14 protein-coding genes are annotated in these 13,452 nt (G+C 46.4%); 11 read left to right on the top strand and 3 right to left on the bottom strand.

Translation table 11 applies throughout. The features are described from left to right. The first annotated feature begins 656 nt into the window (after nt 1-656). Together pepV and dat are read left to right on the top strand one after the other, a co-directional pair. Nucleotides 657-2,075: a dipeptidase PepV gene (gene pepV / locus NSS95_RS10700; protein WP_340713880.1), complete on the top strand. Its 1,419-nt coding sequence runs from the start codon at nt 657-659 to the stop codon at nt 2,073-2,075. A gap of 92 nt (nt 2,076-2,167) precedes the next feature. After that, nucleotides 2,168-3,034: a D-amino-acid transaminase gene (gene dat / locus NSS95_RS10695; protein WP_017550253.1), complete on the top strand. Its 867-nt coding sequence runs from the start codon at nt 2,168-2,170 to the stop codon at nt 3,032-3,034. Nucleotides 3,035-3,084: 50 nt separating this feature from the next. Here the strand turns inward: dat and NSS95_RS10690 are convergent, their stop codons facing one another. Then, on the bottom strand, nt 3,085-3,252 hold the full coding sequence (locus tag NSS95_RS10690) for a hypothetical protein (protein ID WP_014097671.1): 168 nt from the start codon (nt 3,250-3,252) through the stop codon (nt 3,085-3,087). A 151-nt stretch (nt 3,253-3,403) separates the two neighbouring features. Here NSS95_RS10690 and thpR point away from each other — a divergent pair, with 151 nt between their 5' ends. The 3 genes from thpR to NSS95_RS10675 all read left to right on the top strand — a co-directional run bounded on the left by thpR (nt 3,404) and on the right by NSS95_RS10675 (nt 6,115). After that, entirely contained in the window at nt 3,404-3,973 is a 570-nt protein-coding gene (gene thpR, locus NSS95_RS10685) for an RNA 2',3'-cyclic phosphodiesterase (RefSeq protein WP_014097672.1), read from the top strand. 12 nt (nt 3,974-3,985) lie between these two features. Further along, the gene (locus NSS95_RS10680; RefSeq protein WP_035189007.1) at nt 3,986-4,933 is read left to right on the top strand and encodes an NERD domain-containing protein; all 948 of its coding nucleotides are present in this window, start codon (nt 3,986-3,988) and stop codon (nt 4,931-4,933) included. Between the two features lie 390 nt (nt 4,934-5,323). Beyond that, nucleotides 5,324-6,115, top strand: a complete 792-nt coding sequence (locus tag NSS95_RS10675; protein ID WP_035189009.1) for a phosphotransferase family protein — start codon at nt 5,324-5,326, stop codon at nt 6,113-6,115. 148 nt (nt 6,116-6,263) lie between these two features. On the opposite strand, the gene NSS95_RS10670 is transcribed toward NSS95_RS10675, so the two are convergent. After that, nucleotides 6,264-6,542 (bottom strand): YtzH-like family protein, encoded by a 279-nt coding sequence (locus NSS95_RS10670; RefSeq protein ID WP_035183945.1) that lies wholly within the window; start codon nt 6,540-6,542, stop codon nt 6,264-6,266. A gap of 154 nt (nt 6,543-6,696) precedes the next feature. Here NSS95_RS10670 and trmB point away from each other — a divergent pair, with 154 nt between their 5' ends. Together trmB and NSS95_RS10660 are read left to right on the top strand one after the other, a co-directional pair. Next, on the top strand, nt 6,697-7,359 hold the full coding sequence (gene trmB, locus NSS95_RS10665) for a tRNA (guanosine(46)-N7)-methyltransferase TrmB (RefSeq protein WP_035189012.1): 663 nt from the start codon (nt 6,697-6,699) through the stop codon (nt 7,357-7,359). Nucleotides 7,360-7,861: 502 nt separating this feature from the next. Next, nucleotides 7,862-8,716 carry a YtnP family quorum-quenching lactonase gene (locus NSS95_RS10660; protein WP_061577058.1) on the top strand — a complete coding sequence of 285 codons (855 nt, stop codon included), beginning with the start codon at nt 7,862-7,864 and terminating at the stop codon, nt 8,714-8,716. A 1,244-nt stretch (nt 8,717-9,960) separates the two neighbouring features. Here NSS95_RS10660 and NSS95_RS10655 read toward each other — a convergent pair. Next, nucleotides 9,961-10,272, bottom strand: a complete 312-nt coding sequence (locus NSS95_RS10655; RefSeq protein WP_014097678.1) for a PepSY domain-containing protein — start codon at nt 10,270-10,272, stop codon at nt 9,961-9,963. A 204-nt stretch (nt 10,273-10,476) separates the two neighbouring features. Here NSS95_RS10655 and NSS95_RS10650 point away from each other — a divergent pair, with 204 nt between their 5' ends. The 4 genes from NSS95_RS10650 to NSS95_RS10635 all read left to right on the top strand — a co-directional run bounded on the left by NSS95_RS10650 (nt 10,477) and on the right by NSS95_RS10635 (nt 13,423). Beyond that, nucleotides 10,477-11,550 carry a M42 family metallopeptidase gene (locus NSS95_RS10650; protein WP_014097679.1) on the top strand — a complete coding sequence of 358 codons (1,074 nt, stop codon included), beginning with the start codon at nt 10,477-10,479 and terminating at the stop codon, nt 11,548-11,550. A 61-nt stretch (nt 11,551-11,611) separates the two neighbouring features. Further along, nucleotides 11,612-12,136: a DUF84 family protein gene (locus NSS95_RS10645; protein ID WP_017550256.1), complete on the top strand. Its 525-nt coding sequence runs from the start codon at nt 11,612-11,614 to the stop codon at nt 12,134-12,136. 127 nt (nt 12,137-12,263) lie between these two features. Further along, complete coding sequence (locus tag NSS95_RS10640; RefSeq protein WP_014097681.1) at nt 12,264-12,857, top strand: hypothetical protein; 594 nt, start codon at nt 12,264-12,266, stop codon at nt 12,855-12,857. 380 nt (nt 12,858-13,237) lie between these two features. Beyond that, nucleotides 13,238-13,423 (top strand): hypothetical protein, encoded by a 186-nt coding sequence (locus tag NSS95_RS10635; protein ID WP_014097682.1) that lies wholly within the window; start codon nt 13,238-13,240, stop codon nt 13,421-13,423. Nucleotides 13,424-13,452: the final 29 nt, after the last annotated feature.

Below are 13,452 nucleotides of genomic sequence, written 5' to 3'. Positions count from 1 at the left end.
CTTTTCCTGGGTTGCCGCTATTCGGCTGAGGGGATGGCCTTTACCAGCCCGATGAAGGACATTTCGACGGTCCCGGCATCACGTTCTGTCTTTCATCACCCTGATGAAGAACATTTAGCTGTTTCCCGGCATCCGTTTTGTCCTTCATCATGCCGATGAAAGACATTTAGCTATTTGCTGGGAGGTGATTTGTCCTTCATCATAGTTATGAAGGACAATTCGCCGTTTGCGGGCCCATGTTTTGTCCTTCATCATAGTTATGAAGGACAATTCGCCGTTTGCCGACCTGTGATTTGTCTTTCATCACGCCTATGAAGGACAATTCGCCGCTTGTCGACCTGTGTTTTGTCCTTCATCATGGTTATGAAGGACAAATTACCGTTTGCCAGCCCATGATTTGTCTTTCATCGTGGATATGAAGGACAAAACGCCGCTTACCAGCCCATGTTTTGTCCTTCATCCCGCCGATGAAAGACAATATGCCGCTTCCCGACCTATGTTTTGTCCTTCATCCTTCCAAAGAAAGACCATATGCTGTTTCCCGTCTCCTGTTTTGTCCTTCATCCCCCGGCCGGCAAAAAATATCAATTCATTTTATAATCAATGGAAAAAGAAGTAAAATAAAGAACGAATGACAACATAAAGGAGCGACAAAAATGGCCGATATCCACTGGATGGAAGAAGTATTAAAAAGGAAAGAGGATTTGATCCGCGACCTTCAAGGGATTTTGCGCATCAGAAGTGTCCTTGATGAAGTAAATGCAACAGAAGAAGCACCACTCGGGCAAGGCGTCAGGGAGGCGCTCCAATATATGCTCGATCTCGGTGAAAAAGACGGTTTCAAAACGAAAAATGTGCAAAATCTCGCCGGGCACCTTGAAATGGGGGAAGGAGAAGACATTCTCGGGATCCTCGGGCATGTCGATGTGGTGCCGGAGGGGGACGGCTGGACAGTTGACCCGTACAGCGGCACAGTCAAAGACGGGAAAATTTATGCGCGCGGCTCAAGCGACGACAAAGGCCCGACAATGGCGGCTTATTACGGCATGAAAATTGTAAAAGAACTCGGGGTACCGCTTGAAAAAAGGGTGCGCCTCATTGTCGGCACAGATGAAGAAAGCAACTGGAGATGCATGGACGCCTATTTTGCAAACGAGGAAATGCCGACCATTGGGTTTTCGCCGGATGCCGACTTCCCGATTATTTATGCGGAAAAAGGAATTGCCGATTTTGACATTATCCAGGATCCGGAAAAAACGGAAAATACGGGGCAGGCGGAACTGCTTTCTTTTGAATCGGGGCGCCGCTACAATATGGTGCCGGATTATGCGGAGGCACGCATTGTCACGCACGGCGAGCAGACGGAACTTTTGCAAAAATTCCAGGATTATCAAAAGGAAACCGGGCTTCGCGGGCTGGATTTCGTGGACGACGGCGTTTTGATTTTAAAGCTGGAAGGCGTTTCGGCTCATGGTGCGGAACCGGAAAACGGAAAAAGCGCCGGGCTTTATTTGGCAAAATTTTTAAACAATGTGGTGCTTGACCGTGCCGGGGAAAAATTTATCAAAACGCTCAACCAGTTCTTCGGCCGTTCGCGCGGTGAATATTTCGGCATCGGGTACAAAGATGAAGTTTCAGGGGAATTGACGATCAATATTGGGATCATGTCCTATCATCAGGAAAAAGGCGGCCGCATAGGATTAAATATGCGTTATCCCGTTACTTTCGATCTCGAAGCAGGAAAAACAAAAATTGTGTCGAAATTAAAAGAAGACGGCTTGCGTTTTGATCATTTTTCCGATCAGAAACCGCATTATGTTGACAAAAATGACCCGCTGATTACGACGCTTGCGAAAGTGTACGAGGAGCAGACCGGAGAGGAAGCGAAACTGTTGGCAATCGGCGGCGGTACATATGCACGTACCCTTAAAAAAGGTGTGGCATTTGGGGCGCTTTTCCCGGGCCGCGAAGATGTCATGCACCAGAAAGATGAGTACATGTATGTGGAAGATTTGCTCAAAGCAACGGCTATTTATGCACAGTCCATTTATGAACTGGCCGGGAAGCACGCGTGACTTCAGCTGCGTCAATGCCGGCGGGCCGCAAGCAAGCACAAGAACGAGCGGGAAAGCCGCAATATAATGAAAAAAGACAAAGGGGTTGCATCATGGAGAAACTGGTTTTAAACGGCACCCTGATCGACAGGGGAGAAGCAAGCGTTGATATTGAAGACCGTGGTTATCAGTTCGGGGATGGCATTTACGAAGTGGTCCGCGTATACGGGGGCAGGCTTTTTACAAGCGAAATGCATTTAAAGCGGCTCTATCAAAGCGCGGAAAAACTTTCGCTCCACATTCCGTATACAATGGAGCAGCTCACGGCGCAATTGGAAGCACTGGTTGCAGCAAACCGCCTCGATACGGGCATTGTTTATTTGCAATTTACGCGCGGCGTTGCAAAACGGAAACACCATTTTCCGGAAACAAGCGAAACGACGTTTGTTGCATACACGAGTGAAATGGAACGGCCGCTTGAAAAAATGAGAAAAGGCGTAAAAGCGGTGCTTGCGGAAGACATCCGCTGGCTGCGCTGCGACATCAAAAGCCTGAACCTGCTCGGCAATGTGCTCGCCAAACAAAAAGCTGTGGAAAACGGCGCTTATGAGGCAATCCAGCACCGCGGCGAAACAGTGACAGAAGGCTCGTCGTCGAATGTATTTATCGTAAAAGACGGCGTGCTCTTGACACATCCGGCAACGAACCTCATTTTAAACGGGATTACAAGACAAGTGGTCTTTGGCATTTGCGGGAAAGAAGGCATTCCTTTCCGGGAAGAGCCGTTTACGGTAGCGGATTTGCGCGCGGCGGATGAAGTCTTGATGACAAGCACGACATCCGAAATCATGCCGATTGTGGACATTGACGGTAAACCCGTTGCAGACGGCACACCAGGCGCAATAACGTTAAAACTGCAGCAAGCTTTTGACAGGGAGATTCATGCTCTTTCGGCAGCGGTGCCGGGCGCGCCAAAATAAAAGAAGGGGCATTCCTTTAGCCGGAGGAACGGTTAAAGGAATGCCCCTTGCTATTTTTGGAGCCTGGCTTCTTCTTCTCCTGCCGGTTCAAGCTCCGACATGTGGGCAAGCACAATTTGATGAAGAAATGGCTTCTTCAGTTCACAATACCCGCTTTTGTAAATAAATACGATTTCACAATTCTCACCTTTGTACATGACATGGTCGCCAATCTTCACTCCAGCTCTCCCCCCTTAACATATTTATATACCCTATTCGGAAAAATGAAAACATCGGAAATGCCGGAAACCAGATTTTGCACAGTATACCTGCAGGGCAGTTTTTGTTAAAATAAACACAAAACCACGATGGACAGGGGCGAAAAAAGCGATGGCAAACCATTATTTTTATGCCGTCTTGCTGCCGGAAGCGTTCAAACAAAAATTGCAGCAGGCAACGGCCGGCTTGAAAGGGAGCCTGCCGTTTAAGCGATGGGTGCACCGCGATGATCTTCATATTACCCTTGCCTTTTTGGGAGCGGCAGAAGAGGCGCAATTGGAAAAAGCGAACCGGCTGATTGCAGATCAAATCGGTGCATTCCACGTGCTGCCGCTTGTGTTCGACCACTTCGGTACTTTTGGGAAAAAAGACGAACCGCGTGTACTCTTTGCAGGCATACAGGAATCACCGCCGCTTTCTGATCTTGAGACAATGGTGGCCGGCTGCTGCCTTGAAGCAGGTTTTTCACTTGATCGAAGACCGTTTCACCCGCATATGACGCTGGCGCGGAAATGGGACGGTGACAGACCTTTTGCTGACGGCATGCTGGATGCGTTTTCGCCTGAACCGGTGCCTTTTTCGGCAGACCGGATCGTGCTCTACCGGACGAATCTCCATCAAACGCCAAAATACGAAATCGTGCAGTCTTTCAGGCTAGCTGATGCACAGAATTTGAAGTAAGGGAAAAGGAAAATGGGACAGTTATTAAAAATGCAAGACTTTGTATCACGTTATGAAACAGACTTAATCCGCTACACCAACCAGTTTATCCGGCTGAAAAAACAACAGTGGGAAAAATTCCGGGAAAACTGGGAAAACGGGCCGGAGGAAGAAGAGGAAGCGCCTGCGCAGGAAGAATCGCGCCAGGTCCTTTCCCGCATGAAACACTGGTTAAAAAGAAAAGATACGGCCGAAATAGAGGAGCCGGACGCGCCGGTTTTCCACGCGCCACCCGGGGAATTGGATTTTGCCCCGCAGCTTGCCTTTTTGCCGGAGACGGAAGACCAGTTAAAAAAATTATTTCTCGACCAGCTGTTCCGGTTCCAGCTGAAATGGGCCAGTTCCACTTTGCTGCAACAGTCCGAAATCCCAGCCGTCCTTTATTTTGACCCGGACTTAAAATATTTTTTGCAAAGATTTCCGGATACATTTTTATTGATGTACCGGCCGGTTTTTTCATTCAAAAAAGCCGTTTTGGAAATGGAACATCTTTTGATTTCGCCAATGGCGGTATGGTGTATTGCCTTTGTGGAAAAAGAAAAGGATGCCGTCTTTTTCGGGTCGAACGGCCGTTTCTGGAAGAAGCGGACAGCCGGGAACGAAGAAAATATTTTAAATCCGGCCATTGCCCTCGCGCGGACGGAAAAAATCGTGCGCAGCATTCTGAAACGGCATGATATCACCTTTCCGGTCGAAAGGGCGCTCATTTGCCGGAACGGGTTTATTCAATGGCCGGATGCGCCGGATGGCCTCCATATTCTTGACAAACGCCCGCATGTCGAATGGTTCCGGCAACAGCGAAATTTGCGCTCACCGTTTAAATATATGCAACTGAAGTCGGCCCAAGTGCTGCTTAACGAATGCCTGGACAAAAAAAGTGCCGGAACGAACGAGGCTGCTCGTCACGGCGGCGGGGAATAGAGCGGAGATTTTTCTTGCAAACATTGGAAAATTTTTGGGACAAACAGCTGCCTTCCCGGTATTTCAATATTTCGGGGAAAACCGGCCCCGCGGCAAACCAAAATTACGCTTGACGAAAAAAGTCAAAAAGCGATAAAATTTATTGAAAGGTGGCTATTGTGAATGATACTTGCCAATAGCTGTCTTTTTTTGTTTTTGTCTCCGTTTGCCGAGTGAAAAAACCGGCAGCTGCGGATTTTTCAGCAAACAGGAAGAATCCGCGCCAATGTTTTGTGTAAAATGGAATGGCATTTTTACTTTTTTACAAATCCTACTTTTCCTGGCTTTATAACAGGGATATCGCTGTTTTTTCATCGGTGTGAGGTTGACTTACTGAATTTGAAGGTGAACATGTTGGAAGATATATTAGGAAAAGGCTGGGAGATCATGCCGGCAGGGGGGGCGACAGGAGAAGCCTTCTATGCCAAATACCAGGAACAATCCCTCTTTTTAAAACGGAATTCATCGCCGTTTCTGGCCGTGTTATCCGCTGAAGGCATTGTCCCGAAGCTTGTCTGGACGAAAAGGCTAGAAAACGGCGACACCATCACGGCCCAGCAGTGGGTGGAGGGCAGGGAACTAAAGCCTTACGAAATGGAAGAAGAACGCGTTGCCAAGATGCTGAAAAAAATTCACGATTCAAAACCGCTTTTAACGATGCTGCAAAGGCTCGGGCTGGAATCGATGAAGCCTGAAAACATGCTGCATGATCTCAAATCCGGCGCAAAAGGGGAATGGCCCGATGCACCAGGTGTTCTGGATGCCCTTGAATTTCTCGAACGCGAACAGCCGAACGTTGCATACGGGGATTGTGTCGTCTGCCACGGCGATATCAATCATAACAACTGGCTTTTATCAAACGAAAATGAATTGTTTCTGATCGATTGGGACGGCCCGCTGATCGGCGATCCGGCGATGGACATCGGCATGCTCCTGTACGCCTACATTCCGCCCGAAAATTGGGAAAGGTGGTTGCTGCAATACGGTACGAAAATGACCGCAAGCTTTTCGCTCCGGATGAAATGGCACACCATTTACCAAGCGATTGTGATGATTTGCTGGCATAAAGAAAAAGGCCGGTACGAAGAAATGCAGCGCTGGCTTGATTTTTTGCAGAACGTGCATGGCGGCGTGAAAAAATAAGAGAAGGCTGCATCCCGCGTTTGCCCGGGCCTTCTTTTTTAGAGAAACTGCCAGTTGCGGGCTTGTAGCGAAAAAAGTGTTCCGGTTTCGAACGAAAAAGAAGAGAAACCGGGTGATGGTTCCTCTTCTTTTTGCCGCTCTTCATTCTTTAAAAATAGGTGTTCAGCTGGTCAACCCATTCCCCGAGCTTGTTTTGGTGGGCTTCAATATGGTCGTCCAAATGCTGGGCATATTTTCCCGCCTGGCTGTAGTTGTACACATCTGTCAGCGTTTGTTTCATATCATTTGCGACAGCCGGATTGACGAGCAATGATTTGACCAGCCTTTCCAATTGTTCACATTCTGAAACAGATCCGCAGCAGTCTGTTTGATGATCGTACAAAATATCCGTTAATAAGGTTAACTGGTCGCGATGGCTGAGTGCCAAGTGGAACACATCCTTCACTAGAGATATGCAGCTGTTGACATGTGCATGAAGGTCTTGCGCCGGTACCTCCATACATACTCTATTGTTTAACCTGCCTCTTTTTTTATGCAGATAGGCCAGGCTTTTGCCAAAAAATATAAGTTGGGGTGTTTTTATGAGATTACGGAATAAGCCATGGGCGGAAGAAAAATTAAAAAAGTACCCGCAATTCGTCGTACCGGACCCGGAAAAATGGCGCGGCCATTGGCAGGCACTGTTTGGAAACAGCAACCCGCTCCATATTGAAATCGGAACAGGGAAAGGCCGGTTTATTTCCAAAATGGCGGAACAGCATCCCGAAATCAATTTTCTCGGGATCGAAAAACAGCCGAGCGTGATCGTGTCTGCGCTCGATAAGCTGATTGAAAAGAACCGCCCGAATGTAAAATTGTTAAATGCAGACGGTGCAAAGCTGCGGGAATTTTTTGCAAAAGGCGATGTCGAACGGATTTATTTGAATTTTTCCGACCCGTGGCCAAAAAAACGCCATGAAAAACGGCGGCTTACATACCGTACTTTTTTGCAGCTGTATGAAGACATTTTGGCGGATGGCGGGGAAATTCATTTAAAAACGGACAACCAAGGCCTGTTTGAATACTCGCTGCAAAGTTTTTCGGAATATGGCCTGCTGTTAAAAAATATCAGTCTTGATTTGCATCGCAGTGATTTTTCCGGCAATGTCATGACGGAATATGAAGAAAAGTTTTCCGCACAAGGACAGCGCATTTACCGCTGTGAGGCAAAATATCTTAACGCGCCCGGCGCACTGCAAGGATAATGGCAGTGCGCCGGGCGCTTTTTTTTGCAACGTGGCATAGACAGGAAAAACAGGAACGGTATTTTGATTTTTTGCAACGCGGAACAGACAGGAAAAAATGGGAACGGCATTTTCAGTTTTTTGCATTGTGGTACAGACAGGAAAAAACGGGAACCGGCATTTTCAATTTTTTTGCAAAGCGGAACAGGCTGGGGAAACAGGACCGATATTTTCGTTTTTTGCAAAGCGAAGCAGGCAGGGAAAATGGGAGTGGCATTTTCCTTTTTTTCAAGTCGGAACAGCTGGGGAAAAAAGGGGTCGGCATTTTCAATTTTTGCAAAGCGGAACAGGCTGGGAAAAACAGGAACAGCATTTTCAGTTTTTTGCATTACGGAACTGGCGGGGGAAAAACCACAGGGCAAAGCGGACAGGCAGGATCGCCTTTTTGTATTGCGGCACAGGCAGGAAAATGGGAAATGGTGGCGAATAATATTAAGTGAAACCGATTACAGGAGGGAAAATGATGGAACATGTAACAGTCGGTGAAATGACGCTTTACTGGCTCGATGGTGGCGTCACGCATCTGGATGGCGGTGCCATGTTTGGCGTTGTCCCGAAACCGCTCTGGTCGCGGAAATATCCATATAATGAAAAAAACCAGATTGAACTTCGGACAGACCCGATCTTTTTTCAGCTGTACGGGAAAAACATTCTCATTGAGTCCGGGATTGGCAACGGAAAACTGACAGACAAGCAGAAGCGGAATTACGGCGTCACAGAGGAGTCACGGATCGACCGTTCATTAAGCGTATTCGGGCTGACACGTGAGGATATCGATATTGTGCTGATGACACATTTGCATTTTGACCATGCATGCGGCCTGACCATGCCGGATGATACAAATGGATATGTCCCTTCATTCCCAAATGCGGCCATCTATGTATCTGAAACGGAATGGGACGAAATGCGCTACCCGAATATCCGTTCAAAAAGCACATATTGGAAGGAAAACTGGGAAGCAATCCAGCATCAGGTGCAAACGTTTAAAGAAGAGGTTACCATTGAAGGCAAAGTCCGGATGGTACATACAGGCGGGCACAGTGACGGGCATGCGATTATCATGGCGGAGTCCGGCGGCGAAAAATGGATCCATATGGCAGATCTTTTGCCGACGCACGCGCATCGCAACCCGCTTTGGGTGATGGCTTATGATGATTACCCGATGACTTCCATTTTTCAAAAACAGAAATGGATTGAAGAGGCGATCCGGGACAATGCCTGGTTTGTATTTTACCACGACGCTGTCTACCGGGCGCTGAAGTGGGATACGGACGGGAATATGATAGAAAAAGTGGAACGTGAAAAAATGCCCGTATAAAGTGGTAAAAAACGGTGAACAAAAGGTCCACCGTTTTTTACTGCCGCGTATGGGAAAAGATCCGTGCCGATTTTTGCATGGCATAAACCCCTGCGGCTTTCCTGCTAAACCGACCCGGTAACGAGAACGCGCCGTTTTAAATTTCACATCGAAATGCATCTTATCCTGTTAAATGAACAACCATCCAGCAAAGGGCCGGCTTAAAAATGTGAGGAAGCGCGGGATTTACATGGAGTGCGTCTACGTTAAGGAAGCACGGAAAAAAGATGGCCTTTCTTCACCTAGAGCCTGTCTACATTAAGAAAGCAAGCAAAAACAAGGCGCTTTCTTAATCTAGAGCCTGTCTACGCTAAGGAAACGCGAAAAATTGAGGATCTTCCTTAACCTAGAGTGCGTCTACGTTAAGAAAGCGCGGAAAAAAGACGGCCTTTCTTTACATAGAGGGCGTTTACGTTAAGGAAGCAAGCAAAAACGAGGCTCTTGCTTTACATAGAGGGCGTCTACATTAAGGAAGGATGGAAAAACGAAGGCCTTTCTTAACATAGAACCCGTCTATGTTAAGGAAGCGCGGAAAAACGAAGGTCTTTCTTCACATAGAGGGCGTCTACGTTAAGGAAGCATGGAAAAAAGATGGCCTTTCTTTACATAGATCCTGTCTACATTAAGAAAGCAAGCAAAAACAAGGCGCTTTCTTAATCTAGAGCCCGTCTACGTTAAGGAAGCACGGAAAAACGAAGGTCTTTCTTCACATAGAGCCCGTCTACGTTAAGGAAGCGCGGAAAATTGAGGGTCTTCCTTAACCTAGAGCCCGTCTACGTTAAGGAAGCGCGGAAAATTGAGGGTCTTCCTTAACCTAGAGTGCGTCTACGTTAAGAAAGCGCGGAAAAAAGACGGCCTTCCTTAACATAGAACCCGTCTACGTTAAGGAAACGCGAAAAATTGACGGCCTTCCTTCACATAGATCCTGTCTATGTTAAGAAAGCGTTGAAAAATGAAGGCCTTCCTTCACATAGGGCACGTCTGCTTTCCAATAAAATATTCCGAACGGTGCCAGTTTAAAAATAGCAGTAGCTTATCCTGCTTTCCCGCATAGAGCCGGCAAGAAAAGCCAGCTCTAAGCCGGGATCTCCGGAACAGGGCCGGTTACCATTCAGCAAAATCCTGATAGAGCTGGCATGAGAAGCCAGCCTTAAAGGATTCCAACCATCCGGCACAAGCCGGTTTAAAACGGATCTGCTTTTCTGTTAAATCGGATAGACATCAAGGACGGTTCCGGTTTTGGCGTCGGCAATAAACTCATACTGCTTCTTCTCTCCGTCTTTTGTAAGCGAAACCCCGCCCTTATAGACCCTCGTTTTAAACGGGTACTTCTCATAATCTTCCTCTGTCATTTGAATCCAGGAACCATCAATCGGACCGTTTTCTTTAAACGCTTTCTTAACTTTTGCAAGAACGGTTTCGGCGGATACGCTAACAGTACGGTGCAATGTTTCATTGACGGCATACCCGGCGGCTGCACCCACAGCGATACCGGCGATAAAAGTTTTCCAATTCATCTTTCTCCTATCCTTTCCTCTGCAATTAATCAGAATAAATCGGTGCTCCCCCTCATTATATACTTTCAAGGCGGTAACCGAAAATGAATTCACTTACAAAAGTACAAAATGAAGTGAAAATCTGGCAAGAAAACCACCCATTATGTAAAATAAACCTTGTACATACGGTATGATAAAAAAATACAGAAACGAGGAGTAAAAAGCATGGAACAAGAAACGCTCGATTTATTTAAAACGCTGACTGAACTGCCAGGCGCACCGGGTAACGAGTCGGCCGTCCGCCAGTTTATGAAGCAGGAGTTGCAAAAATATTCGGATGAAATCATACAAGATCATCTCGGCAGCGTCTTTGGCGTAAGACGTGATCAGGAAGACGGGCCAACCGTGATGGTGGCAGGGCATATGGATGAAGTTGGATTTATGGTTACATCCATCACTGAAAATGGCATGATCCGCTTTCAAACACTAGGGGGCTGGTGGAGCCAGGTGTTGCTGGCTCAACGCGTACAAATTTATACGGATAACGGTCCTGTCATCGGTGTTGTTGGTTCAATTCCGCCACATTTATTGGATGAAAATCAGAAATCCAAACCAATGGACATTAAAAATATGCTGATTGATATCGGCGCAGATGACCGTGAGGATGCTGAAAAAATCGGGATTCGCCCGGGCCAGCCCATCTTGCCGGTTTGCCCGTTCACCCCAATGGCCAATCAAAAGAAAATTCTTGCTAAAGCTTGGGATAACCGCTACGGCTGCGGCCTCTCCATCGAATTGTTAAAAGAACTGCAGGGTGTAAAACTTCCGAACACGCTTTATTCGGGCGCTACGGTTATGGAGGAAGTCGGGACGCGCGGTGCACAGACAGCAGCCAATATGATTAAGCCGGATATTTTCTTTGCCCTGGATGCTAGTCCCGCCAATGATGCGTCCGGCGATAAAGAACAATTCGGGCAGCTTGGAAAAGGCGCATTGCTGCGGATTTACGACCGGACGATGGTGACACATAAAGGCATGCGCGAGTTTGTTCTCGACACAGCCGAGAGCAATGATATCCGCTACCAGTATTTCGTAGCCCCGAATGGCGGGACAGATGCCGGCCGCGTTCATACTACCAATGAAGGGATCCCGAGTGCTGTGATTGGGGTTTGCGCCCGCTATATCCATACGCATGCCGCGATCCTTCATGTCGATGACTATGCGGCAGCCAAGGCCTTGATCGTGAAATTGGTACAGGCCTGTGACCGTTCAACCGTTGATGCGATCCGCAGTAAATAATAAAGAAATATTCGATTTTCCTGAGGCAAAAATGCCCGAAATACAGAGGTGAAAGAATTTGATGATTGCAATTGGTTCGACCAATCCGGCAAAAGTGTCGGCTGTCCGGAAAGCCTTTGAAGTGCTTGACGGGCAGAAAATGGAATTTGTGGCTGCAGGTGTGCCATCCGGCGTAAAAGAACAGCCTTTTTCCGACGAAGAAACGCTGCAAGGGGCCATTAACCGCTCGAGGGCGGTCCTGGCAGCAAAAAATGCGGATATTGGTATTGGTCTTGAAGGTGGCGTGGTGGAAACCCCGCATGGCTTGTTTCTCTGCAACTGGGGTGCACTTGTCGTGGAAGGAGAAGAACCCTTCATCGCCGGCGGAGCAAGGATTCCGCTTCCGGAAGAAATCGCGGTTCGTTTGCGGGCAGGCGAAGAACTCGGACCTGTAATGGAAAACTATGCAAAAAAAGAAAACGTCCGCAAAAAAGAAGGCGCAATCGGTGTCTTCACCAATGAACTCGTCACGCGCGGCGACATGTTCACCCATATTACAAAGATGCTTTTGGGACAGTTTCTGTATCAGAAAAGAGTTGAAAAATAAGTAAATATTTCAATATCCAAAAGATATCTCAAGGCTTTTAAATTCAGTAACGAAAATCTTTGCTGGTCAAGTACTGGCGATTTAAAATTGTAGAAGCGTGTTAATATGGAAGGGAGGAGGCATTGAAATGAAAAAAGTTAGTTTGCTCGTATTGGTTGTTGTTCTGATTGTGATTGGTGGGTTCTTTATATTTCATCACAATCAAAGTCAAAACGTATCAAGTGATCGAAGTCATCCTGAAACAAACTCCTCCACGCAGCCTAAAGATAAAGCACAAAAAAGGGACACAAGTAAGAATGAAGCAGATAATTCAGCTTCCGGTTCAACCACAACGGGAAGTGATGATCAGAAAAGTTCTGCAGGTCAGGTAGAAGAAAACAGCTCCTCATCAGCATCAAACCAGTCTGACAATTCAAAATCAGACCAACCAACATCAGGAAATTCATCGGCATCGGAAAATACAACAAAGAATCATGAAGGAACATCGAACAAAGGCACAAGTTCCAATTCCAATACCGATAAGACCAATCAGGCTGTAAACCGGCCGAACGGCGCCTGGGTAACAACGTTCGAGAAAGAATTATATAAAGGTTATCACGTCACGCCCAGTCACTATAAGTATATTGGCAACGGTAATTGGGAAGTTTGGGTAAAAGAAGTGAATACCGGTGAATACCCCTATGTAACGGTGAATCAAAAGACAGGGGATTTTCATGGCTAATCGTTCCAGATGGCCTTATTGGTTAAGAGTCCTTCAAATTAAAACTATATTTCATTTCATCGGAATATTTAGAAGCATGGTTATAAAGTCAATGATTGAAGAATCAAGATGCAGCGTATCATTCATGGGAGTCCCCCCTTGGGTATCGATTAAGAGTCCGTTTTTGCTCTGAAGCTTTGGACACCCTATCATACCAGGGGGCTCTTTTTGTGCAAACACCAAATTTCTTTGATTACAGGAATGCTTATTATTGTTTAACTTCCCGCTACTGTGTGATTTGAGTCTTTTTAATGTTAAAAAAGATGTGGATATTAGAAGGAAAATGGGAATCTCTGGCGAATATGATGATTCGTATCCTACTTTAAAGAGGAGATTTAACTATGGATTTATTAGTCTTTTTTAAAGTAATTACGGGGATTATTCTATTGGTTCTTACAATCTTTATAATTAGAAAATTACAAAACAATCGAGTGGATGATTATGACAAATATGATAGTTTACTATTATTTTTACTCGTATTCGATTTAATAGTGTTGCCTATTTGGGGATATTTCTTATCTAAATAATTCATTCACTTCAACATTTAGCAGGACTA

This window comes from Weizmannia sp. FSL K6-3076 (assembly GCF_038007245.1).
GTDB lineage: Bacteria > Bacillota > Bacilli > Bacillales > Bacillaceae_C > Weizmannia > Weizmannia faecalis.
This window is presented reverse-complemented; position numbering and strand designations above follow the sequence as displayed.